Below are 24053 nucleotides of genomic sequence, written 5' to 3'. Positions count from 1 at the left end.
ACATCCGGCGGCATACCATGCAGGCCGGACCGGCGGGCCGGAGATGGGGCGCCGCGAACGGGCAGGAGTGGGAGTGGTGAGCGAGGAGCGCAAGGGCGATCGGCCCCGCCGCCGCGGCGGCATCCTCATGGGCCGCCCCTTCGGCGTGCCCGTGTACGTCGCCCCGAGCTGGTTCCTCGTCGCCGCCCTCATCACCTGGGTCTTCGGCGGCCAGCTCGAACGGGTCCTGCCCGAGCTGGGCGCCCTGCGGTACGTCATCGCGCTCTTCTTCGCCGTCGCGTTCTACGCCTCGGTGCTCGTCCACGAGCTGGCCCACACCCGCGTCGCCATCCACTACAAGCTGCCCGTACGCCGTATCCAGTTGCAGTTCTTCGGCGGCGTCTCGGAGATCGAGAAGGAGTCCGAGACCCCCGGCCGCGAGTTCTGGCTCGCCTTCGCCGGGCCGCTGCTCTCGCTGGTGCTCGCCGGCGGCTTCTACGGCGCCCTCCAACTCGTCGAGCAGGACACCGTGCCGGCGGTGCTGCTCGCGGCGCTGACGATCTCCAACCTCATCGTGGCCGCCTTCAACCTGCTGCCCGGCCTGCCGCTGGACGGCGGCCGGATGCTGCGCGCCCTGGTCTGGAAGGTCAGCGGCAAGCCCATGACCGGCACGGTCGTCGCCGCCTGGGTGGGCCGCGCGCTGGCCGTGGCCACGCTCGTCGGGCTCCCGCTGTTCACCCACTCCCGGGCCTCCGACCCCGGCAGCTTCGACACCGTCACCGACGCCCTGCTGGCGGCGATCCTCGCCGCGATCATCTGGACCGGCGCCGGCAACAGCCTGCGCATGGCCCGGCTGCGCGAGCGGCTGCCCGAGCTGCGCGCCCGCGCCCTCACCCGCCGGGCGGCGCCCGTCACCGCCGACACCCCGCTGTCCGAGGCGCTGCGGAGGGCCGACGCCGCCGGCGCCCGCGCCCTCGTGGTCGTCGACGGCCGCGGCGACCCCACCGGCGTCGTCCGCGGCGCCGCCATCGCGCAGACCCCCACCCACCGCCGCCCCTGGGTGGCCGTCAGCTCCCTCTCGCAGGACCTCACGGACGAGATGAAGCTCTCCGCGGAGCTGACCGGCGAACAACTGCTGGAGCACCTGCGCGAGAGCCCGCACAGCGAGTACCTCGTGCTGGAGGAGACCGGTCAGATCTACGGGGTGCTCGCCACCTCCGACGTCGAGCGCGCCTTCGTCGCCGCCATGGCCCGGCCGCAGTCCTGACCCCCGCGGGCCGGTAGGGTGAGCGGCATGTCCGAGCCGACCGGTGCCGCGCGCCGCCGCGGGCCCTTCCAGGTCGGGGACCAGGTACAGCTCACCGACCCCAAGGGCCGCCACTACACGTTCACGCTCGAAGCCGGGAAGTCCTTCCACACCCACAAGGGCTCCTTCCCGCACGACGAGCTGATCGACGCCCCCGAGGGAACCGTCGTGCGCACCACGGGCAACGTCCCGTACCTCGCGCTGCGCCCCCTGCTCCCCGACTACGTCCTGTCCATGCCGCGCGGAGCGGCCGTCGTCTATCCCAAGGACGCCGGCCAGATCCTCGCGTTCGCCGACGTCTTCCCGGGCGCGCGCGTGGTCGAGGCGGGCGTCGGCTCCGGGTCGCTGACCAGCTTCCTGCTGCGCGCCGTCGGCGACAGCGGCATGCTGCACTCGTACGAGCGCCGCGCGGACTTCGCCGACGTCGCCCGGCAGAACGTCGAGCGCTACTTCGGCGGCCCGCACCCCGCCTGGCAGCTCACCGTCGGCGACCTCCAGGACAACCTCTCCGACACCGAGGTCGACCGCGTCGTCCTGGACATGCTCGCGCCCTGGGAGTGCCTGGACGCGGTCGCCAAGGCCCTGGTGCCCGGCGGCATCGTCTGCGCGTACGTCGCCACCACCACCCAGCTCGCCCGCACCGTGGAATCCATCCGCGAGCACGGCAACTTCAACGAGCCGCAGGCGTGGGAGACCATGCTGCGCAACTGGCACGTCGAGGGCCTGGCCGTACGGCCTGACCACCGCATGATCGGCCACACCGGCTTCCTGCTCACCGCCCGCAGGCTCGCCGACGGCGTCGAGCCGCCGCTGCGCCGCAGGCGGCCCGCGAAGGGGGCGTACGGGGAGGATTACACCGGTCCCGGCGGCCAGCGGGCCGCGGCGGCGGACTGACGGGGCACAGAAGCGGCAGGGGTCGTTCCGCGGGCGGCCGGTGTGTGACACCATGCTGGCCTCCCCACGGCCCTCCCAGCCCTCCCAGGAGCCTCCCCCGTGCAGCCTCTGCCCGGCGCCGACCTCCCGCACGCGCACCCCCGCGCGGTGCACTGGATCGCCACCGCGGCCGCCATGGCCGCCGTCGTCGCCCTCGCGGCGCTCATCCAGCCCCCGACCGTGGCCGCAGGCAACGACGGCAAGGGGGATCACGGGGGCCGGCCGGCCCCCGGCCCCCAGCCGAGCGCCGCCCACTACCCGGTGGACTGCGCGGGCACCGAGCCGGAGGTCTTCAAGCACGGCTCGGCGGACTTCGACGCCGACGGGCGGGCCGAGACGGTGGCCGTCGTGCGCTGCCGGGCCGCCGCAGGCTCCCCGCCCAGCGGGATGTACGTCGTGTCCGCCACGAAGCCCGGAGTGTCACCGCGCGTGACCGCGACCCTGCTCGACCCCGCCGAGGGGATGAGCGTCGGGCAATTCGCTGTCCGCGAAAACGAGATTTCGGCCACCCTCCTCGGCTACTCCTCGCCCGACGTCCCCCGCAGCAAGCCGGACAAGCAGCGCAACGTGACCTGGACGTGGGAGGACGACCGCTTCCGCCTCACCGCGGAGCCGATCCCCGGCACCCGGATCTGAGCCGCCCGCCCACCCTCTCTGTGCACTGCTGCCCCGCCGGTACGCGGAACCGGCGGGGCGGCAGTCGTCGTTCCGCTGCAATTCCAGGCACCCTTGGCGGGTGTTGAGCGTTGCAGAGGAAACAAATGGCTGCTTTCCGATGTTGCTGGATGGGTATTTGCCTGGCGTGAGGACGGGCGCACGGGTGAAGATCGGATGCACCCCGACCGTCTTTGTGATCTAGGGGTTTCAAGTGGGACGCGGCCAGGTAGGGTCAGGAAGCGTCCAGCTCCCCTTGGAGGAGGTGAGGACCGTGGCAGCCCACGACGACGACACCAACCGCGGCATCCGGCCGGGTCGAGGGTCCGAAGACCCTGCCGGTCAGGTCGCCTACCTTGAGCAGGAGATCGCCGTCCTGCGACGAAAGCTCGCCGACTCGCCGCGTCACACGAGGATCCTCGAAGAGCGCATCGTCGAGTTGCAGACCAACCTCGCAGGAGTGTCCGCACAGAACGAGCGCCTGGCCAGCACTCTCCGTGAGGCCCGCGACCAGATCGTGGCCCTGAAGGAGGAGGTCGACCGGCTGGCCCAGCCGCCCGCAGGCTTCGGGGTCTTCCTCCAGGCGAACGAGGACGGCACGGCCGACATCTTCACCGGCGGCCGCAAGCTGCGGGTGAACGTCAGCCCCAGCGTGGAGCTCGAAGAGCTGCGCCGCGGTCAGGAGCTGATGCTCAACGAGGCGCTGAACGTGGTCGAGGCCATGGAGTTCGAGCGCTCCGGGGACATCGTCACCCTGAAGGAGATCCTGGAGGACGGCGAGCGCGCCCTGGTCATGGGGCACACCGACGAGGAGAGGGTGGTGCGGCTGGCGGAGCCGCTGCTGCACACCACGATCCGCGCCGGCGACGCCCTGCTCCTGGAGCCCCGCTCCGGGTACGTCTACGAGGTCATTCCCAAGAGCGAGGTCGAGGAACTGGTCCTCGAAGAGGTCCCCGACATCGACTACACCAAGATCGGCGGCCTGGGCAACCAGATCGAGCTGATCAGGGACGCGGTCGAGCTGCCGTACCTCCACCCGGACCTCTTCAAGGAGCACGAGCTGCGGCCCCCCAAGGGCGTGCTGCTCTACGGCCCGCCCGGCTGCGGCAAGACGCTGATCGCCAAGGCGGTGGCCAATTCCCTGGCCAAGAAGGTCGCGGAACACACCGGCCGCCCCGCGGGCAAGAGCTATTTCCTCAACATCAAGGGCCCCGAGCTGCTCAACAAGTACGTCGGCGAGACCGAGCGGCACATCCGCCTGGTCTTCCAGCGGGCCCGGGAGAAGGCCAGCGAGGGCACGCCCGTCATCGTCTTCTTCGACGAGATGGACTCCCTTTTCCGCACCCGCGGATCCGGCGTCAGCTCGGACGTGGAGAACACCATCGTCCCGCAGCTCCTCTCCGAGATCGACGGCGTGGAGGGCCTGGAGAACGTCATCGTCATCGGCGCATCCAACCGCGAGGACATGATCGACCCCGCGATCCTGCGCCCCGGCCGGCTCGACGTGAAGATCAAGATCGAGCGCCCGGACGCCGAGGCCGCCAAGGACATCTTCTCGAAGTACCTGACCCGGACCCTGCCGCTGCACGCCGAGGACATGACCGAGCACGGCGGCTCGCCGGAGGCCACGGTCGACGCGATGATCCAGTCCGTCGTCGAGCAGATGTACGCGGAGTCCGAGGAGAACAGGTTCCTGGAGGTCACGTACGCCAACGGGGACAAGGAAGTCCTGTACTTCAAGGACTTCAACTCCGGCGCGATGATCGAGAACATCGTGGACCGCGCCAAGAAGATGGCCATCAAGGCGTTCCTCGACCACAACCAGAAGGGCCTGCGCGTCTCCCACCTGCTCGCCGCCTGCGTCGACGAGTTCAAGGAGAACGAGGACCTGCCCAACACGACCAACCCCGACGACTGGGCCCGCATCTCCGGAAAGAAGGGCGAGCGGATCGTGTTCATCCGCACGCTCGTCACCGGAAAGCAGGGCGCGGACACCGGACGGTCGATCGACACGGTGGCCAACACCGGTCAGTACCTGTAAATGCGGCGATCCGGCTGCGGGGGGCACCACACGGCCGCCCGCAGCCGGACACGTATTTCCACGGGTGCAAACGGACCGGAGCAAAGACTGTAATGATCTCCCCACTGCCGCTAAGGCGTTCTAGGCTCTTCCGTACCGGCGCGTCGCGCAGCGTATCGCCGCCGCGGGGACCACGCGTGCCGCAGACGCAGCGGTACTTGAGTGCCGTCCAGGGCCGGGGGCGGTACCGGGCAAGGAGGGCCGCATGACCGTACGGCGAGTAATGGGCATCGAGACGGAGTACGGAATCTCCGTTCCGGGCCATCCGAACGCCAATGCCATGCTCACCTCGTCCCAGATCGTCAACGCCTACGCGGCGGCGATGCACCGGGCGCGGCGCGCCCGCTGGGACTTCGAGGAGGAGAACCCGCTGCGGGACGCCCGCGGCTTCGACCTCGCCCGCGAGGCCGCCGACGCCAGCCAGTTGACCGACGAGGACATCGGCCTGGCCAACGTCATCCTCACCAACGGCGCGCGGCTCTACGTGGACCACGCCCACCCCGAGTACAGCTCCCCGGAGATCACCAACCCCCGCGACGCCGTGCTCTGGGACAAGGCGGGCGAGCGCATCATGGCCGAGGCCGCCGAACGCGCGGCCCAGCTCCCCGGCGCGCAGCCGATCCACCTCTACAAGAACAACACCGACAACAAGGGCGCGTCCTACGGCTGCCACGAGAACTACCTGATGAAGCGGGAGACCCCGTTCTCGGACATCGTGCGCCACCTGACGCCCTTCTTCGTCTCCCGCCAGGTCTTCGCCGGCGCCGGCCGCGTCGGCATCGGCCAGGACGGCAACGAGCACGGCTTCCAGCTCAGCCAGCGCGCCGACTACTTCGAGGTCGAGGTCGGGCTGGAGACCACGCTCAAGCGCCCCATCATCAACACCCGCGACGAGCCGCACGCCGACGCCGAGAAGTACCGCAGGCTGCACGTCATCATCGGCGACGCGAACCTGTCGGAGATCTCCACGTACCTCAAGCTCGGCACCACCGCCCTGGTGCTGTCGATGATCGAGGACAACTTCATCGCCGTCGACCTGGCCGTCGAGCAGCCGGTGCGCACGCTGCACCAGGTCTCCCACGACCCCTCGCTGCGCCACCAGGTCGTGCTGCGCAGCGGCCGTACGCTGACCGCCGTGCAGCTCCAGATGGAGTACTGCGAGCTGGCCCGCAAGTACGTCGAGGAGCGCTTCGGCGCGGACGCGGACGACCAGACCAAGGACGTGCTCACCCGCTGGGAGGACACCCTCAACCGGCTGGAGGCCGACCCCATGAGCCTGTCCGGGGAGCTGGACTGGCTGGCGAAGCTGGAGCTGCTGGAGGGCTACCGCCGCCGCGACGGCCTGGAGTGGGACGCGGCCCGCCTGGGTCTGGTCGACCTCCAGTACGCCGACGTACGCCCGGAGAAGGGCCTGTACAACCGGCTGGCGGCCCGCGGGCGACTCAAGCGCCTCCTGACCGAGGAGGACGTCCTGCGGGCCGTGAAGAACCCGCCGGAGGACACCAGGGCGTACTTCCGCGGCCGCTGCCTGGAGCAGTACGCGGACGACGTCGCCGCGGCCTCCTGGGACTCGGTCATCTTCGACCTCCCCGGCCGCGACTCGCTCCAGCGCGTACCGACGCTGGAACCCCTGCGGGGTACCCGCAACCACGTCAAGGAGCTGCTGGACCGCTGCCGCACGGCGGAGGAGCTGGTACGGGTCCTCTCGGGCGGCTGATCCGGGACGGACCGGGCTAAAGGTGGCGCGGAGGGGAATCATCCGGGTGGCCTTGGAGCGTTGAGAGAGCACCGGGCCGATGTCGGCCCCAGCTTGTAGGGTCGGATCTTGCAGGGCGACGCAGTCAGGACCATCGGGCGACACCGAGCGGGGTGAGGGATATGGCGACCAAGGACACCGGCGGTGGTCAGCAGAAGGCCACACGCTCCCAGGAAGAGGTCGAGGAGCAGGCGCAGGACGCCGAGGTCTCCGAGGACCTGAAGGAACGACAGGAGAAGCTGTCGGAGGACGTGGACTCCGTTCTCGACGAGATCGACGACGTCCTGGAGGAGAACGCCGAGGACTTCGTACGTTCGTTCGTGCAAAAGGGCGGCGAGTAGCCGTCCCGGTCGTCCGTCCGGGCAGCACCCGGGCGGACGCCCGGCAGCGGCACGGGTAAGGTCCGTGCCCAGCGCAAGTCAACGGCTCGGCCCGTGGGGGGCGGGCCGCCGTACCCGGAAGGATTCGTGTGGAAGCCAACCCTCGGAGCACCGGGCGTCTGCCAGCCGCCTTCCTGACACCCGGCTCGTCCTCGTTCATGGACTTCCTGGGTGAGCACGCTCCGGCGGCGCTGCCGGGCAACCGGGAGCTGCCGCCCGTGAAGGGTGCCGTCGAGGCGCCGCACGGCACCACCATCGTGGCCCTGACCTTCCCCGGCGGCGTCGTGCTCGCCGGCGACCGGCGCGCCACGATGGGGAACATGATCGCTCAGCGCGACATCGAGAAGGTCTTTCCCGCGGACGAGTACTCGGCCATCGGCATCGCGGGCACCGCGGGCGTCGCGGTCGAGATGGTGCGCCTCTTCCAACTGGAGCTGGAGCACTTCGAGAAGGTCGAGGGCGCGCAGCTCTCCCTGGAGGGCAAGGCCAACCGGCTGTCCACGATGATCCGGTCCAACCTGGGCATGGCGATGCAGGGCCTGGCCGTGCTGCCGCTCTTCGCCGGCTGGGACCCCGCGCGCGAGAAGGGCCGCATCTTCTCGTACGACGTGACGGGCGGCCGGACCGAGGAGCGCGGCTTCGCCTCGGTGGGCTCCGGGTCGGTCTTCGCCCGCGGTGCGCTGAAGAAGCTGTTCACCGAAGAGCTGACGGAGCGGGATGCCGCCACCGTCGTCGTCCAGGCGCTGTACGACGCCGCGGACGACGACTCCGCCACCGGCGGTCCGGACCTGACCCGGCGGATCTTCCCCATCGTCACGTCCATCACCGACGAGGGCTTCCGCAGGCTCACCGAGGCCGAGGTCTCCGAGATCGCCCGCTCGGTGGTCGACGGCAGGCTGGAGCGGCCCGACGGCCCGCGCGCGGCCGTGCTGTAACGGCGTGCGGCCCCACGAGATTTCTCAACGAGCAGAGAGGGACGGATAAGCCGGTGTCGACACCGTTCTATGTCTCACCCCAGCAGGCCATGGCGGACCGCGCGGAGTACGCCCGCAAGGGCATCGCGCGCGGGCGCAGCGTGGTCGTGCTTCAGTACAGCGACGGCATCCTCTTCGTCGCCGAGAACCCGTCCCGGGCCCTGCACAAGGTCAGTGAGATCTACGACAGGATCGCCTTCGCCGCCGTCGGCAAGTACAACGAGTTCGAGAACCTGCGCATCGGCGGTGTCCGCTACGCCGACCTGCGCGGGTACACGTACGACCGCGAGGACGTCACCGCCCGCGGTCTCGCCAACGTCTACGCCCAGACGCTCGGCACGATCTTCTCCAGCGGCGCCGAGAAGCCGTACGAGGTGGAGCTGATCGTCGCGGAGGTGGGGGAGACCCCCGCCGACGACCAGATCTTCCGGCTGCCGCACGACGGCTCGATCGTCGACGAGCACGGGTCGGTCGCGGTCGGTGGCAACTCCGACCAGATCAGCACCTATCTCGACCAGCGGCACCGCGAGGGCCTGACGCTGGCGGAGGGGGTGAAGCTGGCGGCGGAGTCGCTGGCGCGGGACAACAACGGCGGCGAGCGGGAGCTGACGTCGAAGCAGTTGGAGGTCGCGGTCCTCGACCGCGGCAGGCCGCAGCAGCGGAAGTTCCGGCGGATCCTCGGCGGGCAGCTCTCCCGGCTGCTGGAGGAGGACGGCGACGGCCCGGCGGGCTCGTCCGGCGCGGAGACCGCGGAGACCGCGGACCCTGCCGAGGACACCGGGTCGGCCGCGGACGGCGCTGACGGTACGGGCGGTGCGGGCGGCGCCGCGAAGAAGCCCGGAGGCGCGTCGGGCAGGAAGAAGAAGTAGCAGAAGCAGCGGTACGGCATCGACCGGGCGGGCCCAGCGACGGGCCCGCCCGTCGTCGCTCCGGGCCCGTGCCCGGCGGCCTCATGCGGCGGCCTCATCCGGTGGCCTCATGCGGTGGCCCGATCGAGTGGACCTGTCGAGTGGCCCTGTCAGGTGGACCCGTCCGGTGGCCCGGTCCAGTGGCCTTGTCCGGTGGCCCCGTCCGGCGGTCCGTCATCCACCCGGCGCCGGGGCCGTGGAGGCCCGTACCGTCAGCCGGGCCGGGACCGTCGTGCTGCCCGCCCTGCGGCCCGCGAGGGCGTCGAGCAGCGCCGTCATCCCCGCCGCGCCCACGGTGCCGGCCGGGAGCCGCACCGTGGTCAGCTCCGGCTCCACGGCGGTGGCCAGCGCCAGGTCGTCGAAGCCGGTGACCGACACGTCGTACGGCACCCGCAGCCCGAGGCGCCGTACCGCCTTGAGGGCGCCGGCGGCGAGCAGGTCGTCGTCGCAGACCAGCGCCGTGGGCCGGTCCGCCGGCGGACCCGAGAGCGCCCGCCGCGCCGCCGCCAGCCCGCCGGCGACGGACAGCTCCGCGGGCTCGGTCCGCAGCCGGGCGCCGGGCATGGCGACGAGCGCGTCGGCCAGCGCCCGGCCGCGGGCGGCGAAGGTCCAGGAGCCGATGGCGGCGGCGAGGTGGGTGATCCTCCGGTGGCCCAGCTCCAGCAGGTGCCGGGCGACCTGCCGCATGCCGTCGGCGACGTCGGCGTTGACGGTGGCGACGGCGCCGGCGTCCGCCGGGTCGCTGTCGAGCATCACCAGCGGCAGCCCGCCGGCGCGCAGCGCCCGTACGGCGTCGGTGGCCATGGAGGAGGCGATGACGCCGTCGACGGCGGTGTGCGCCGCGGCGAACGGGTCGCGGGCGGGGCCGACGCCCTCGGGGGAGGGGTAGAGCACGACGCCGAAGTCGTGGGCGGCGGCGGCGCGGGCGGCGCCGGCGTGCACCCCGGCGAAGAACTCGTTGGTGAGCGCGGGGACGACGAGCAGCGCGGTGCGGGTGCCGCCGGTGCGCAGGGTGCGGGCGGCGGCGTTGGGGCGGTAGCCCAGGTCGCGGGCGGCGGCGCGGACGGCGTCGGCCTTGGCGGCGGAGACCCGGCCGCGCCACTTGTCGCCGAGCACGAGGGAGACGGCGGCCTGCGAGACGCCCGCGGCGCGGGCGACGTCGCGGCTGGTGACGGCGCCGCCCCGGCCGGCGGCCGGCGGCCGGGCCGCCGCGTCGTCCGGTGCCGGCCGCCCGGGACGCGCCGCGGCGCGTCCCCCGTCCTCGTGCGCGCCCCGCATGGTGCCTCCTCGTCCCGTTCCGGCATACGGGGTCGACCCTCGCCCGTGTTACGTATAACCTACGGCGTTATACGTAACACTTCCGCGTCTCTGGAGGGGCCGTGCTGCGGGGATACGCCGAGTTGCTGCGCGTCAGACACGTCGGCAGGCTGCTCACCGGAACGCTCGTCGGCCGGCTGCCCAACGCCACCGCCGCCTTCGCCATCGTGCTGTTCGTTCGCGCGGAAGGCGGCTCGTACACGCTCGGCGGCATCCTCTCCGGCGGCTACGGGCTGGCCACCGCGATCGGGCAGCCGCTGCTCGGCCGCGCCGTCGACCTGCGCGGCCAGCCGCGGGTGCTGCTGCCCAGCGCCCTGCTCTCCGCCGCCGGGATGGCCCTCTTCGCGGTCGTGGGCGTCGATCCGCTGCCGCTGGCCTGCGCCGCCGTCCTGGTCGCCGGGCTCTTCACACCGCCGCTGGAGGGCGCCCTGCGGGCGCTGTGGCCCAGCGTGCTCAAGCGCGCCGACCGGGTGCACGGGGCGTACGCGCTGGACGCCGTCGCGCAGGAGGTGATGTTCGCCGTCGCACCGCTGATCGTCACCCTGCTGGTCGCCACCGGCTCCGAGGCCGCCGCGCTGCTGGTGCTGAACGCCCTGGGCGTGCTGGGCGCCCTGTGGGTCGTCCTCTCGCCGCCCGCCCGCCGGTGGCGCTCCGAGCCGCGCGAGGCGCACTGGCTGGGCGCCCTGCGCGCGCCCGGGCTGCTGGTGATCCTCGGCGCCTTCTTCTTCGTCGGCGTCGCCCTCGGCGGTACGGCCGTCGCCTCCGTGGCGTACGCCGACGCCCGCGGCGACGACGCCATCGGCGGCTACCTGCTCTCCGCGCTCGGCGCCGGCGCCCTGGTCGGCGGCGTCCTCTACGGCGCGCGGCAGTGGCCGGGCCGGGCCGAGCGGCGGCTCCAGTTGCTGCTGGCCGGCCTGGCGGTCGGCTACCTGCCGCTGATGCTCACCCCCGGCACCGCCGCGATGGTCGTGCTCTCCGGCGTCGCGGGCCTGTTCCTCGCCCCGGCGCTCGCCTGCTCCTTCGTCGTCGTCGACCGGCACGCGCCGCGCGGCACGGCCACGGAGGCGTTCTCCTGGCTGGTGACGACCTTCGGCTTCGGCGCCGCGGCCGGCACCGCGATCAGCGGTCCCGCCGTCGAGCGCGGCGGCGAGAACGGCGGCTTCGCGGTCGTCGGCCTCGGCGGCGCGGCGGCGCTGCTGGTGCTCACCGGCTTCGTACGGGTTCTGGCGCGAACCGGCCTGGCGGGACGGCCCGTCGAAAAAGATCGAATCGGCGGAGCTGCACCCGGTTTCGAAACAGAGCGACAGGCGTAATGTTCAGTCATGGACCGCCGCATTTTCGGGCTTGAGAACGAGTACGGCGTCACGTGCACGTTCCGGGGACAGCGCCGTCTGTCCCCGGACGAGGTGGCGCGCTACCTCTTCCGCCGAGTCGTCTCCTGGGGCCGCAGCAGCAACGTCTTCCTGCGTAACGGCGCACGCCTGTACCTGGACGTCGGCTCGCACCCCGAATACGCAACTCCCGAGTGTGACAACGTCATCGAGCTGGTCACCCACGACAAGGCGGGCGAGCGCATCCTCGAGGGCCTCCTCGTCGACGCCGAGCGCCGGCTCCACGAGGAGGGCATCGCCGGCGACGTCTACCTCTTCAAGAACAACACCGACTCCGCCGGCAACTCCTACGGCTGCCACGAGAACTACCTGGTGGCCCGGCACGGCGAGTTCTCCCGGCTCGCCGACATCCTCATCCCGTTCCTCGTCACCCGACAGCTCATCTGCGGCGCCGGCAAGGTGCTCCAGACGCCGCGCGGTGCGGTCTACTGCGTGAGCCAGCGAGCCGAGCACATCTGGGAGGGCGTCAGCTCCGCCACGACGCGCTCCCGGCCCATCATCAACACCCGTGACGAGCCGCACGCCGACGCCGAGCGCTACCGCAGGCTGCACGTCATCGTCGGCGACTCCAACATGTCCGAGACGACCATGCTGCTCAAGGTCGGCGCCACCGACCTCGTGCTGCGCATGATCGAGGCCGGCACGGTGATGCGCGACCTGACCCTGGAGAACCCGATCCGGGCCATCCGCGAGGTCAGCCACGACATGACCGGGCAGCGCAAGGTGCGCCTCGCCAGCGGGCGCGAGGCGTCCGCGCTGGAGGTGCAGCAGGAGTACTACGAGAAGGCCGTGGACTTCTGCGAGCGCCGCGGCATCCGCACCGGCATCGTCGAGCGCGTCCTGGAGCTGTGGGGACGCACCCTGGAGGCGATCCGCTCCGAGGACCTCGCCAAGGTCGGTACCGAGATCGACTGGGTCATGAAGCACCAGCTCATCGAGCGCTACCGGGCGAAGAACAACATCACCCTCTCCCACCCCCGGATCGCGCAGATAGACCTCGCGTACCACGACATCCACCGCCGCCGCGGGCTGTACTACCTGCTGGAGAAGCGGGGCCAGGCCGCCCGGGTCTGCAACGACCTGAAGATCTTCGAGGCCAAGTCGGTCCCGCCGCAGACCACCCGGGCCAGGCTGCGCGGCGACTTCATCCGCCGGGCCCAGGAGCAGCGCCGCGACTTCACGGTGGACTGGGTGCATCTGAAGCTGAACGACCAGGCGCAGCGGACCGTGCTGTGCAAGGACCCGTTCCGCTCCGTGGACGACCGGGTGGAAAAGCTGATCGCCGGAATGTAGGCGGGGCACGCGGTGTCCACGGGACCGCCGGTGCTGACGGGGATCCGGGCGCGAAGGCCGTAGAGTGGCCGGAGCTGCCCGGACCCCCCTACACGAGTTGGACCCATGACACATCGCAAACTGACCCGCATGGGGGCGGCGCTCGTCGTGCCCGCCCTGCTGTTCGCCGCGGCCTGTGGCTCCGAGGACTCCTCCGACTCGGACAACGGGGGCAAGGCCGCCGCCGTGACCAAGGTCACCGGCCCCTTCGGCAAGGAGCCGAAGTTCGACGTCCCGGACGACGCCAAGGCGTCAGACGAGGCCGTCGTCAAGGTTCTGAGCAAGGGCGACGGCACCAAGGTCGGCAAGGGCGACCAGGTCCGGCTGGACTTCGCCGGCAAGACCATGAAGGACTCCAAGGACCTGGGCAGCACCTGGGCGCAGCCCGCCGCCGGCGGGCAGCAGAGCGCCGACGGCGCGCGCCAGCAGCTCATGGGCAAGGTCGGCGAGCCGAACCAGTCGCTGCCCCCGGACGTCCTGGACTCCGTCGAGGGCCACACCGTGGGCAGCCGCCTGCTGGTCGAGGGCACCGCGGGCGCGCTCGTCGGCGAGAGCCTCAACCCCGAGTCGGGCATCAAGAAGAGCGACGGCCTGGTCTGGGTCATCGACGTCGCCGGCGCCGGCAAGGTCGACCCCAAGGCCGAGCTGAAGGGCGAGTCCGCCGAGCCGCGCGACGGCATGCCGGAGATCGAGGTCCCCGCGGGCAAGGCCGCGAAGATCACCGTCCCGGACGGCGAGGACGCCCCGAAGGAGCTCCAGGAGCAGGTCCTCATCAAGGGCAAGGGCGCCGAGGTCAAGGCCGGCCAGGGGCTCGTCGCCCAGTACACCGGCTACGCCTGGGAGGACGGCAAGAAGTTCGACGCCTCCTGGGACAACGCCGGCGCTGCCACCTTCCAGATCGGCACCGGCTCGGTCGTCGCGGGCTGGGACAAGGCGCTGGTCGGCAAGAAGGTCGGCGACCGGGTGCTGCTGGTCATCCCGCCGGACCTGGGCTACGGCAAGTCCAAGGGCCACGAGCTGGAGAAGAAGACGCTGGTCTTCGTCGTCGACATCCTCGGCACGGTCTGACCTGCGGTCCGCCCGGCCCGACCGGCGCCGGGACGTCCCCGGAACCGCGACGCGGGTGGGGGGTGCCGATTCGGCGCCGTCCACCGCGCGGCGCCCCGGGGAGGCGGCGGGACCGCCGCCCGGGGGTGTCTGCGAGACTTGGCAGCCCAGTCACCGTCACTCATGCGCGAGGAGTGTTCTTCCGTGAGCATCGACAAGCCCGAGGTCGACTTCCCCGAGGGTCCGCCGCCTGCCGACCTGGAGGTCCAGGACCTGTGGGAGGGCGAAGGACCCGTGGCGAAGGCCGGTGACACCGTCTCCGTCCACTACGTCGGGGTCGCCTTCTCCAGCGGCGAGGAGTTCGACGCAAGCTGGAACCGCGGCAAGCCGCTTCAGTTCCAGCTCGGTGTCGGCCAGGTCATCCCCGGCTGGGACCAGGGCGTGCAGGGCATGAAGGTCGGCGGCCGGCGCCGCCTGACCATCCCGCCGCACCTGGCCTACGGAGAGGCCGGCGCCGGCGGCGGCCGCATCAAGCCGGGCGAGACGCTGATCTTCGTCTGCGACCTGGTCGCGGTCTGACGGCACCCGTCCGCACGTAGCACGGCGCAAGGCCCTCGTCGTAAGGCGAGGGCCTTCGCTTTGGCCGCCGGGCCCAGGCGGAGTACGGTCGTCATCTGCGAACACCGGCGACAGGTGCGGACGACGGTCGCCGGCGGCGCGCTGCCCCGGACGCGCGGTAAGGAGAACCCCTCGATGGCGATCGCCAAGGCGGAGCGGCTGATGTGCCTGGCGCTGTGCCTGCTCGGCACCGGCCGCCCGCTGAGCAAGCGGGAGCTGCGCACGTCCATCGAGGCGTACGTGGAGGCTTTCGGGCCCGGCCGCGGGGCCCCGTTCGGCTCCGACACCTCCGGCGAGGACGCCTTCAACCGGATGTTCGAGCGCGACAAGGACGACCTGCGCGAGCTGGGCATGGTCATCGACACCGTCGAGAGCCTGGACGGCGAGCCGGGCTACCTGGCGCGCCGGGACAACAACACGCTGCCGCCCGTCACCCTCGACGCCGAGGAGGCCGCCGCCCTCGGAGTGGCCGCGAAAGTCTGGCAGCAGGCCCGGCTCGCGGGTGCGGCCAGCGGCGCGCTCCAGAAGCTGCGAGCCGCCGGGATGCCGCTCGCCGGAGCCGCCGACGGCCCCGACGCCGATGCCGCGGAGCAGGTCAGCGCGCTGGAGCCGCGGATCCCGGTGCGCGAGGCGGCGTTCGAGCCACTGATGCTCGCCTGCCGCGACCGCCGGCCCGTCGTCTTCCCGTATCGCAAGGCCAATGCGGCCCGCCCCGAGGACCGGCACGTCGAGCCGTGGCAATTGGAGTGCTGGCGCGGCCACTGGTATCTCGTCGGCCACGACCGCGGGCGCGACGCCGAGCGCGTCTTCCGGCTCTCGCGCATCACCGGCCGGGTCCGCAACCGCGGCCGCGGCTTCACCGCCGAGGTGCCCGACCGCGTGACCGTGCGCGAGACCGTCGAGCGCTGGGCCGGCGAGAGCGCCGACCGCTCGGCCCTGATCCGGCTGCGCGCCGGCGCCGGCTACCCGCTGCGCGCCCGGGCGTACGGCATCCGCGAGTCCGTGCTGCCCGGCTGGGACGAGCTGGATATTCCGTACGGGCACGGGCTGGACGCCTGGCTCGTGGAGTTCGGGCCGGACGTGGTCGTCCTGGGGCCCGCCGAGCTGCGGGCCGACGTCATCGACCGGCTGCGTGCCGTGGCCAAGGGCTGAGGGGGAGCGGGGGAGCAGTGGCCAGTGCCATCGACCAGACCAGGCGGATGCTGTCGCTGGTGACGTATCTGCGGGAGCGCAACGGCGCGTACATCTCGGACGTCGCCCGCGCCTTCGGTGTCACCGAGGACGAGCTGATCTCCGACCTGGACGTGCTGCCCATGTGCGGTACGAGCTTCCGCGGCGGCGACCTGCTCGACATCGACACCGACGGCGAGCGCATCTGGTTCCGCAACCCCGAGTCCACGGGCACCGGGGAGCCGCTGCGGCTGGCCGCCGACGAGGCCACCGCCCTGCTCGTCGCCGCCCGCGCCGTGGCCACGCTGCCGGGGCTGCGCGCCGGCGACCGGCAGGCCCTGCTGCGGGCCACCGCGAAGCTGGAGGCCGCGGCCGGCGAGTCGGCGGCGGCCAGCTCCAGCCTGTCGGTGACCTTCGAGTCCGAGGGCGGCGTCTTCGCCGAGGTGGACCGGGCCATCTCCGAGCGGCGCCGGCTGTGGCTGCGGTACTACTCTCCGTCGCGCGACGAGCTGACCGAGCGGGAGATCGACCCGATCCGGCTGGTCTCCGTCGGGCACACCTACGTCGAGGCGTGGTGCCGGCTGTCGGAGGCGCGGCGTACGTTCCGGCTCGACCGGGTCGCCGAGATCCGGATCCTCGACGCCCCGGCCGACCCGCCGCCGGTCGAGCTGCGCGACCTGTCCGAGGGCATCGTCCAGCCGTCCGCGGAGGACCCCGAGGTCGTCATCGAGGTGGCCCCCGGCGGGCGTTGGGTCGCCGAGTACTACCCGCACGACAGCGCGGAGGAGCTGCCCGACGGGGGGCTGCGGATCTCGCTGCGGGCCCCGGACCCGGCCTCGCTGCGCCGGCTGGCGCTGCGGCTGGGGCGCGACGGGCGGATCGTCGCGCCGGCAGATCTGGCGGAGAGCGCGCGCGACGCGGCGGTCAAGGCGCTTGCCGCGTACGACGTTTAGGGGCAGACGCCGCATTTCCGGCATACGGGACATGGTGTACGTACCGTCGATTGTCTCCCCGTACGCCGGTGTCTCCCACAGCCGCCGGGGCGGCTAGGCTTCGCCCATGTTGTGGCCCATGACCGCCGTCGTGCTCGGCTTCCTCGGGCTCGTCGCCATCGCCGTTCCCGCCCTCCGTGTCGGCCTCGAAGTGCGCCGGCTCGCCCGCCGACTCGACGACGCGGCGCAGCAGATCAGCCGTGCTACGCGCGATCTGGAACGCTCGGCGGCGGACGTCGCCCGGCGGGCGGGGGCGACACGTGACCTCCCCGGATCCGAATTCGGGAGGTAGGCTTCAGGTCGCGGCTCCGATGCGAGGCGGGGGCCGCGATTGGTGTACGACGGGGGATTGCCCCGAGTTCACCCCCGCGGGTTACGATCGATCGCCCAAACCCACGCAGCCTCGGTGAGAAGGTAGACGCATATGTTCGGACGGCTCGGCCCTACCGAGATCATCCTGATCCTCCTCGTCGTCATCCTGCTGTTCGGCGCGAAGAAGCTTCCGGACATGGCCCGTTCGCTGGGCAAGTCGGCCCGCATCCTCAAGAGCGAGGCCAAGGCGATGAAGAGCGACGGCAAGTCGGACGAGGCCGCCCCGGCGGACCCGCCGCAGCCCGCGCCGAAGACCATCCAGGCCGCCCCCGGCGACGTGACCAGTTCCCGGCCGGTCAACGAGTCGCAGGTGAACGACCAGCAGACGCAGCAGCAGTCGCAGTCGCAGCGCTGAGAATCCGCAGGGGCACACCGCGGTCGGGAACGGCCACGCGGCACGAGATGAGGACGTGGGTTGCTAAGCGTTGCCCGCCGTAAGGAGCGCAAGGAGCGCCAGGAGAGGGACCCCGAGGGGCGCATGCCTCTTGCGGAGCACCTGAGGGAGCTTCGCGACCGGCTGGTGAAGGCCGTCGGGGCCATTCTCGTGGTCTGTGTCGTCGCGCTCTTCTTCTATCAGGACATCGTCGACTTCCTGATGGACCCGGTGCTCGAATCCGTCGGCTGCCCGGACGGTCTGAAGGTGTCCGAGATCGACGGCAAGGAGGACTGCGCCTCCTTCACGGTCAACGGTCTCATCTCGCCGTTCACCATCATGCTGAAGGTCTCCTTCATGACCGGCATGGTGATCTCGACGCCGATCTGGCTGTACCAGTTGTGGGCGTTCCTCGCCCCCGGGCTGCACAAGAACGAGAAGAAGTACTCGCTCGGGTTCGTCGCCGCGGGCGTGCCGCTCTTCCTCGCCGGCGCCTACTTCGCATACAGGATCCTGCCGACCACGGCGGAGGTGCTGCTGGAGTTCACCCCGGAGAACGCCACCAACCTGCTGCCGCTGCCGGAGTTCATCGACCTGCTGGTCCGCATGGTCGTGGTCTTCGGGCTCTCCTTCGAGCTGCCGCTGGTGCTGGTGATGCTCAACATGGGCGGCGCCGTCACCGGGCGCCGCATGCTCGGCTGGTGGCGGGCCATGATCTTCGGGATCGTCGCCTTCGGCGCCATCGCCACCCCCAGCACCGACCCGATCGGGATGTTCGCGCTGGCCGGCCCGGTGATCCTGCTGTACTTCATGGCGACCGGGTTCTCCCTGCTCAACGACCGCCGCCGGGCCCGTATCGCGGCCCGTGGGCCGGCGGACGACGAGGCGTCCGACCTCGACCTCAGCCCCGACGATGTGGGTGACGTGGAGCCCGTGGCCGCCTCGGCGTCGCTGCCCGAGCAGTCCACCGGCGAGGCCGACGACGCCGGCGGTGCCGGCAGCGGGGACAGCACGCCCCGCAGAAATGGTTACGACGACGCCACCTGACCGCTAGGGTCACGCTGGTGACCAGCGATATCACCGTTTTCGTCAACCCCACCGCGGGCCGTGGCCGGGGTGCCAAGGCCGCCCCCCTCGTCGCCGAGGCGCTGCGCGACGCCGGCTACGAGGTGACCACCGTCCAGGGCTCCGACGCCCCCACCGCGCTCGCCGGCGCCCGCGAGGCCGTCGCCGCGGGCACCGGGGCCCTCATATCGGTCGGCGGTGACGGTTTGGCCGCCCTCGCCCTCCAGGCCGTGGCCGGCACCGAGGTGCCCGTGGGCCTGGTGGCCGTGGGCACCGGCAACGACTTCGCCCGCGCCACCGGGCTGCCCGTGCGCGACCCGGCCGCCGCGGCGGAGGCCGTCGTCGGCGCCCTGGAGTCCGGCAGCACCCGGGCGATCGACCTGGGCAGGGTGGGGGACACGTACTTCGGCACCGTGCTGGCCTCCGGCTTCGACTCCCGCGTCAACGACCGCGGCAACCGGATGAGCTGGCCCCCCGGCCGGTTCAGGTACGACGTGGCGATGGTCGCCGAGCTGGCGTCCTTCCGCCCGATCCCGTACAAGATGCGGCTCGACGACGGGCCGGAGACCGAGATCGAGGCGACGCTCGTCGCGGTCGGCAACGGCCCGTCGTACGGCGGCGGCATGCGGATCTGCCACGAGGCGCGGATGGACGACGGGCTCTTCGACATCACCGTCGTCGGCCGGTGCAGCCGGCGCACGCTGCTGCGGGTCTTCCCGCGGGTCTACAAGGGCACGCACCTGACCCATCCGGCCGTCACCGTGCACCGGGCCGCCCGGGTGTCGCTGACCGCCGCGGACGTCACCGGGTACGCGGACGGTGAGCCGCTGGGGCCGCTGCCGCTGACGGCGGAGTGCGTGCCGGGCGCGGCCCGGGTCCTGGTGCGCTGAGCCGTCCGGGCGCGCTCCCGGGCCCTGCCACCGCCGTCTGCCTGGCCCGGGGCGGTCCGTAAAGATCGGGTGCGCTGTCGGCGGCGGCCGGTAGGCTCGTACTCACGATGACCGACGAGCACATCCCTCCCGCCGAGGCGTACGCGGCGCACCGCCGCCGGGCCGCCGAGGAAGCCACCGCACTCGGTACGTTCCGCGGGCTGTACGACTTCGCGCTCGACCCCTTCCAGCTCGACGCCTGCCGTGCCCTTGAGGACGGCCGCGGCGTGCTGGTCGCGGCGCCCACCGGTTCCGGCAAGACGGTCGTCGGCGAGTTCGCCGTGCACCTCGCGCTGGAGCAGGGCCGCAAGTGCTTCTACACGACGCCGATCAAGGCGCTGTCCAACCAGAAGTACGGCGACCTCGTCCGGCGGCACGGCGCGGCGAACGTCGGCCTGCTGACCGGCGACAACACCATCAACTCCGAGGCCCCGGTGATCGTCATGACCACCGAGGTGCTGCGGAACATGCTCTACGCGGGCTCCCGGACCCTCCTCGGCCTCGGCTACGTGGTCATGGACGAGGTGCACTACCTCTCCGACCGCTTCCGCGGCGCCGTCTGGGAAGAGGTGATCATCCACCTCCCGGAGTCCGTCACCCTGGTCTCCCTGTCGGCCACCGTCTCCAACGCCGAGGAGTTCGGCGCCTGGCTCGACACCGTCCGCGGCGACACCGCCGTGATCGTCTCCGAGCACCGCCCCGTGCCCCTGTGGCAGCACGTGATGGCCGGCCGCCGGATGTACGACCTCTTCGAGGAGCGCACCGGCGCCTCCGGCCGGCCGGAGCCCGCCAAGGCGGTCAACCCCGACCTGCTCCGGCTGGCCCGGCAGGAGTACACCCGCCCCTCCGGCCCCCGCGACCGCGACCGCCGCCGCGGCCGGGGCCGCGAGGCCGACCGCGAGCGCGAGCGCCGCTCCCGCTCCCGGGTCTGGACGCCCAGCCGCGTCGAGGTCATCGAGCGGCTGGACGCCGAGGCGCTGCTGCCCGCGATCACGTTCATCTTCAGCCGCGCCGGCTGCGAGGGCGCCGTACAGCAGTGCCTCTACGCGGGCCTCCGGCTGAACGACGAGGAGGAGCGCGCCGCCGTCCGAGAGATCGCCGAGCTGCGCACGGTCGCGATCCCGCGCGAAGACCTGCACGTGCTGGGCTACTTCGACTGGCTGGAGGCCCTGGAGCGGGGCGTCGCCGCCCACCACGCCGGCATGCTGCCGACGTTCAAGGAGGTCGTCGAGGAGCTGTTCGCCAAGGGCCTGGTCAAGGCGGTCTTCGCGACCGAGACGCTGGCCCTCGGCATCAACATGCCGGCGCGCTCCGTGGTGCTGGAAAAGCTGGTGAAGTGGAACGGCGAGACCCACGCCGACGTCACGCCGGGCGAGTTCACCCAGCTCACCGGCCGCGCGGGCCGCCGCGGCATCGACGTCGAGGGCCACGCCGTGGTGCTGTGGCAGCGCGGCATCAGCCCGGAGTACGTCGCGGGCCTGGCCGGCACCCGCACGTACCCGCTGCGCTCCTCCTTCCGCCCCTCGTACAACATGGCGGTCAACCTCGTCGCCCAGTTCGGCCGGCACCGCACGCGCGAGCTGCTGGAGATGTCCTTCGCGCAGTTCCAGGCGGACAAGTCGGTCGTCGGCATCTCCCGCCAGGTGCAGAAGAACGAGGAGGGCCTGTCCGGCTACCGCGAGGCGATGACCTGCCACCTCGGCGACTTCGAGGAGTACGCGCGGCTGCGCCGCGACCTGAAGGACCGCGAGACGGAGCTGGCCCGCCAGGGTGCCGCGCAGCGCCGCGCCGCCGCCGCGGGCTCGCTGGAGAAGCTGCGCCCGGGCGACGTGATCCACGTGCCCACCGGCAAGTTCGCCGGCCTCGCCCTCGTCCTCGACCCCGGCACGCCCGCCGGCCGCACCAACGGCCACCGCGGCCTGGAGCACGCCGACGGCCCCCGCCCGCTGGTGCTCACCGCCGCCCGGCAGGTCAAGCGGCTGGCCGCGATGGACTTCCCGGTGCCGGTGGAGGCGCTGGAGCGGATGCGCATCCCCAAGTCGTTCAACCCCAAGAGCCCGCAGTCCCGCCGCGACCTGGCCTCCGCGCTGCGCACCAAGGCCGGCCACCTGGAGCCGCGGCGGCACCGCAAGGAGCGCGCGCCGGCCGCCGACGACGCCGAGATCGCCCGGCTGCGCAAGGCGATCCGCGCCCACCCCTGCCACGGCTGCGACGAGCGCGAGGACCACGCCCGCTGGGCGGAGCGTTACCACCGGCTGCTGCGCGACACCCGCCAGTTGGAGCGCCGCATAGAAGGCCGGACGAACACCATCGCCCGCACCTTCGACCGCGTCTACGCCCTGCTCACCGGGCTGGGCTACATCGCGGAGGACCGCGGCGGCGAGCAGGTCACCGAGGACGGCCGCCGCCTCGCCCGGCTCTACGGCGAGCTGGACCTGCTGGCCTCGGAGTGCCTGCGCGAGGGCGTCTGGGAGGGCCTGGGCCCGGCCGAGCTGGCCGCCTGCGCCTCCGCGCTGGTCTACGAGGCCCGGCAGTCCGACGACGCGCTGCCCCCGAAGCTCCCCGGCGGCGGCGCCAAGCGGGCCCTGGGCGACATGGTGCGCATCTGGGGCCGCCTCGACGCCCTGGAGGAGGACCACCGCATCAGCCAGACCGAGGGCGTCGGCCAGCGCGAGCCGGACCTCGGCTTCGCCTGGGCCGCGTACCAGTGGGCCTCCGGCAGGGGCCTGGACGAGGTGCTGCGCGAGGCGGAGATGCCGCCGGGCGACTTCGTGCGCTGGTGCAAGCAGTTGATCGACGTGCTCGGGCAGTTGTCCGGCGCCGCCGACCCCGAGAGCACGGTCGCGGGCAGCGCCCGCAAGGCGGTCGACAAGCTGCTGCGCGGCGTCGTGGCGTACAGCTCGGTGGGCTGAACCCGGCGGGCTGAGCAGGGCCGGCCCCCGGCAGGGGCACTACCCTTCCCGGGTGATCTCCTACGACGATCTGACGCCCCCGGAGCGGGAGTTGTGGGCCGCGTTCCCCGAAGGCCGCCCGGTGGACCTGCGCACCGGCGACGCCGCCCGGGACGACCCCGCCGGCGGCGCGGAGTGGGGCCCGGAGCGTACGGTACGGGCCGCGGTCCTCGCCGCGCTGCTGCTGGGCGCCCACCCGCCGCAGCCCGGCGCCATAGCCGCGCTGCGGCTGGCCGGGGCGCGGATCACCGGGGGACTGGACCTGGCGGGCGCGGAGACGGCCCACCGGATGCGGCTGGAGCACTGCTTCTTCGAGGGCGAGGTGACGTTCAACGCGGCCACCACGGCGGGCGTGCGCCTCGACGACAGCGTGCTGCCCCGCATCGACGCCCGGCTGGCCCGGATCGAGGGCGCGCTGTCCGTGCGCCGCTCCGCCGTCGCCGGGGAGCTGCTGCTCACCCACGCCCGCATCAGCGGCGAACTCCTCCTGCACGGCTCCCGGTTCGCCGGCGGCCACGCCTGGTCGGTGGTGGCCGGCGGGCTGGAGATGGGCGGCGCGGTCTTCTGCACGCACGGCTTCGACGCCGCGGGCGGGCTGCGGTTCGTCGGCGCCCGGCTGATGGGCGGCCTCTTCCTCGACGGCGCGCGGTTCGGCGCGGCGCCCGACGGTGCGGCACTCGCCCTCGGCCACGCGCAGGTCACCCTCCTCGACATGTCCCGCGGCTTCGCCCCCGCCGGGCGGGTCGAACTGCGCGCCACGCAGGTCTCCGACATGGTCACCTTCGACGGCGCCGACCTCGGCGCCTGCACCGGCATCGACTGCGCCCGGCTGCACGCCACCGACTTCCGCTTCGCGCCCGCCGTGCCGCCCGCCGGGCCGGTGTCCCTCCACGGCACGCAGGTGACCACCCTCCACGACGACCTGCGGAGCTGGCCCGTGAACGTCCTCCTCGACGGCTTCGTGTACGGCTCCATCCAGCCCGCGTACGCCGCCGGGCAGGGCTCCGTGCACCGCAGGCTCGACTGGATACGCCGCGGCGCGGGCTACGCCCCGCAGCCGTACGAGCAGCTCGCGGCCTGGTACCGGCAGATCGGGCACGTCGACGACGCCCGCCGCGTGCTGCTCGCCAAGCAGCGCGCCCGCCGCCGCACCCTGCGTCCCGCGGGCCGCGCCTGGAGCCTGCTGCTCGACGGGACCGTCGGCTTCGGCTACCGGCCCTGGCTGGCCGGGCTGTGGCTGGCGGCGCTCACGCTGCTCGGCAGCCTGGTCTTCGCCGCGGGCGACAACAGGCCCGTACGCGAGGGCGAGGGACCGGACTTCCACCCCTTCGTCTACGCCCTCGACCTGCTGATCCCCGTCGGCGGCCTCGGCCAGCGGGACTCCTGGTACATGTCCGGCGGGCCGGCGCAGATCCTGTCGTACGTCCTCGTCGCCACGGGCTGGCTGCTGACCACGGCGCTGGTGGCCGGGGTGACGCGGACCCTGGAGCGGACGTAGCCGGCCGGCCGCGCCGGTACGTGACCGG

Annotated in this window: 21 protein-coding genes; 20 read left to right on the top strand and 1 reads right to left on the bottom strand. The window is 72.3% G+C overall.

The window, feature by feature from the left end:
- The first annotated feature begins 76 nt into the window (after positions 1-76).
- The 8 genes from QBL21_RS21535 to prcA all read left to right on the top strand — a co-directional run bounded on the left by QBL21_RS21535 (position 77) and on the right by prcA (position 8931).
- Positions 77-1246, top strand: a complete 1170-nt coding sequence (locus tag QBL21_RS21535) for a site-2 protease family protein (RefSeq protein WP_407563860.1) — start codon at positions 77-79, stop codon at positions 1244-1246.
- A 27-nt stretch (positions 1247-1273) separates the two neighbouring features.
- Positions 1274-2179 carry a tRNA (adenine-N1)-methyltransferase gene (locus tag QBL21_RS21530; protein WP_407563859.1) on the top strand — a complete coding sequence of 302 codons (906 nt, stop codon included), beginning with the start codon at positions 1274-1276 and terminating at the stop codon, positions 2177-2179.
- 99 nt (positions 2180-2278) lie between these two features.
- On the top strand, positions 2279-2854 hold the full coding sequence (locus QBL21_RS21525) for a hypothetical protein (protein WP_407563858.1): 576 nt from the start codon (positions 2279-2281) through the stop codon (positions 2852-2854).
- A gap of 292 nt (positions 2855-3146) precedes the next feature.
- Positions 3147-4913 (top strand): proteasome ATPase, encoded by a 1767-nt coding sequence (gene arc, locus QBL21_RS21520; RefSeq protein WP_407563857.1) that lies wholly within the window; start codon positions 3147-3149, stop codon positions 4911-4913.
- A gap of 244 nt (positions 4914-5157) precedes the next feature.
- Positions 5158-6669, top strand: a complete 1512-nt coding sequence (gene dop / locus QBL21_RS21515; RefSeq protein WP_407563856.1) for a depupylase/deamidase Dop — start codon at positions 5158-5160, stop codon at positions 6667-6669.
- Between the two features lie 161 nt (positions 6670-6830).
- Positions 6831-7049, top strand: coding sequence for a ubiquitin-like protein Pup (locus tag QBL21_RS21510; protein WP_018836875.1), 219 nt, complete (start codon positions 6831-6833; stop codon positions 7047-7049).
- A gap of 128 nt (positions 7050-7177) precedes the next feature.
- Positions 7178-8023: a proteasome subunit beta gene (prcB, locus tag QBL21_RS21505; RefSeq protein WP_407563855.1), complete on the top strand. Its 846-nt coding sequence runs from the start codon at positions 7178-7180 to the stop codon at positions 8021-8023.
- Between the two features lie 53 nt (positions 8024-8076).
- Positions 8077-8931, top strand: coding sequence for a proteasome subunit alpha (prcA, locus tag QBL21_RS21500; RefSeq protein ID WP_407563854.1), 855 nt, complete (start codon positions 8077-8079; stop codon positions 8929-8931).
- 213 nt (positions 8932-9144) lie between these two features.
- Here the strand turns inward: prcA and QBL21_RS21495 are convergent, their stop codons facing one another.
- On the bottom strand, positions 9145-10248 hold the full coding sequence (locus tag QBL21_RS21495) for a LacI family DNA-binding transcriptional regulator (protein ID WP_407563853.1): 1104 nt from the start codon (positions 10246-10248) through the stop codon (positions 9145-9147).
- A 101-nt stretch (positions 10249-10349) separates the two neighbouring features.
- Between QBL21_RS21495 and QBL21_RS21490 the strand changes: the two genes are divergently transcribed.
- The 12 genes from QBL21_RS21490 to QBL21_RS21435 all read left to right on the top strand — a co-directional run bounded on the left by QBL21_RS21490 (position 10350) and on the right by QBL21_RS21435 (position 24025).
- A complete protein-coding gene (locus tag QBL21_RS21490) occupies positions 10350-11600 on the top strand; it encodes an MFS transporter (RefSeq protein WP_407563852.1) in 1251 nt (416 codons plus the stop codon).
- A gap of 9 nt (positions 11601-11609) precedes the next feature.
- Positions 11610-12971, top strand: a complete 1362-nt coding sequence (gene pafA, locus QBL21_RS21485; protein WP_407563851.1) for a Pup--protein ligase — start codon at positions 11610-11612, stop codon at positions 12969-12971.
- Positions 12972-13100: 129 nt separating this feature from the next.
- Positions 13101-14078 (top strand): FKBP-type peptidyl-prolyl cis-trans isomerase, encoded by a 978-nt coding sequence (locus QBL21_RS21480; protein ID WP_407566503.1) that lies wholly within the window; start codon positions 13101-13103, stop codon positions 14076-14078.
- A gap of 183 nt (positions 14079-14261) precedes the next feature.
- On the top strand, positions 14262-14636 hold the full coding sequence (locus QBL21_RS21475) for an FKBP-type peptidyl-prolyl cis-trans isomerase (RefSeq protein ID WP_281619322.1): 375 nt from the start codon (positions 14262-14264) through the stop codon (positions 14634-14636).
- Positions 14637-14810: 174 nt separating this feature from the next.
- A complete protein-coding gene (locus tag QBL21_RS21470) occupies positions 14811-15827 on the top strand; it encodes a helix-turn-helix transcriptional regulator (protein WP_407563850.1) in 1017 nt (338 codons plus the stop codon).
- Between the two features lie 47 nt (positions 15828-15874).
- Entirely contained in the window at positions 15875-16798 is a 924-nt protein-coding gene (locus QBL21_RS21465; protein ID WP_407566502.1) for a helix-turn-helix transcriptional regulator, read from the top strand.
- A 106-nt stretch (positions 16799-16904) separates the two neighbouring features.
- Positions 16905-17129: a hypothetical protein gene (locus tag QBL21_RS21460; protein ID WP_407563849.1), complete on the top strand. Its 225-nt coding sequence runs from the start codon at positions 16905-16907 to the stop codon at positions 17127-17129.
- A gap of 132 nt (positions 17130-17261) precedes the next feature.
- Positions 17262-17564 carry a Sec-independent protein translocase subunit TatA gene (gene tatA / locus QBL21_RS21455; protein ID WP_407563848.1) on the top strand — a complete coding sequence of 101 codons (303 nt, stop codon included), beginning with the start codon at positions 17262-17264 and terminating at the stop codon, positions 17562-17564.
- Positions 17565-17687: 123 nt separating this feature from the next.
- Positions 17688-18629 (top strand): twin-arginine translocase subunit TatC, encoded by a 942-nt coding sequence (tatC, locus tag QBL21_RS21450; protein ID WP_407563847.1) that lies wholly within the window; start codon positions 17688-17690, stop codon positions 18627-18629.
- 17 nt (positions 18630-18646) lie between these two features.
- Positions 18647-19537, top strand: a complete 891-nt coding sequence (locus tag QBL21_RS21445; protein WP_407563846.1) for a diacylglycerol kinase — start codon at positions 18647-18649, stop codon at positions 19535-19537.
- Positions 19538-19644: 107 nt separating this feature from the next.
- Positions 19645-22488 (top strand): DEAD/DEAH box helicase, encoded by a 2844-nt coding sequence (locus QBL21_RS21440; RefSeq protein ID WP_407563845.1) that lies wholly within the window; start codon positions 19645-19647, stop codon positions 22486-22488.
- A gap of 52 nt (positions 22489-22540) precedes the next feature.
- A complete protein-coding gene (locus QBL21_RS21435) occupies positions 22541-24025 on the top strand; it encodes an oxidoreductase (protein ID WP_407563844.1) in 1485 nt (494 codons plus the stop codon).
- The last annotated feature ends 28 nt before the right edge of the window (positions 24026-24053 follow it).

The sequence above is a fragment of the Streptomyces sp. 184 genome, from assembly GCF_045781775.1.
In the GTDB taxonomy this organism is placed as follows: Bacteria; Actinomycetota; Actinomycetes; order Streptomycetales; family Streptomycetaceae; genus Streptomyces.
Note: the sequence above shows the minus strand (reverse complement) of the source record. Positions and strands in the feature narration are given on the sequence as shown.

Coding starts and splice junctions, on each gene's coding strand:
- QBL21_RS21530 (WP_407563859.1), top strand. CDS start 1,274: ATGTCCGAGCCGACCGGTGCCGCGCGCCGCCGCGGGCCCTTCCAGGTC.
- dop (WP_407563856.1), top strand. CDS start 5,158: ATGACCGTACGGCGAGTAATGGGCATCGAGACGGAGTACGGAATCTCC.
- QBL21_RS21510 (WP_018836875.1), top strand. CDS start 6,831: ATGGCGACCAAGGACACCGGCGGTGGTCAGCAGAAGGCCACACGCTCC.
- QBL21_RS21495 (WP_407563853.1), bottom strand. CDS start 10,248: ATGCGGGGCGCGCACGAGGACGGGGGACGCGCCGCGGCGCGTCCCGGG.
- pafA (WP_407563851.1), top strand. CDS start 11,610: ATGGACCGCCGCATTTTCGGGCTTGAGAACGAGTACGGCGTCACGTGC.
- QBL21_RS21480 (WP_407566503.1), top strand. CDS start 13,101: ATGGGGGCGGCGCTCGTCGTGCCCGCCCTGCTGTTCGCCGCGGCCTGT.
- QBL21_RS21470 (WP_407563850.1), top strand. CDS start 14,811: ATGGCGATCGCCAAGGCGGAGCGGCTGATGTGCCTGGCGCTGTGCCTG.
- QBL21_RS21465 (WP_407566502.1), top strand. CDS start 15,875: ATGCTGTCGCTGGTGACGTATCTGCGGGAGCGCAACGGCGCGTACATC.
- QBL21_RS21460 (WP_407563849.1), top strand. CDS start 16,905: ATGTTGTGGCCCATGACCGCCGTCGTGCTCGGCTTCCTCGGGCTCGTC.
- tatA (WP_407563848.1), top strand. CDS start 17,262: ATGTTCGGACGGCTCGGCCCTACCGAGATCATCCTGATCCTCCTCGTC.
- tatC (WP_407563847.1), top strand. CDS start 17,688: ATGCCTCTTGCGGAGCACCTGAGGGAGCTTCGCGACCGGCTGGTGAAG.
- QBL21_RS21440 (WP_407563845.1), top strand. CDS start 19,645: ATGACCGACGAGCACATCCCTCCCGCCGAGGCGTACGCGGCGCACCGC.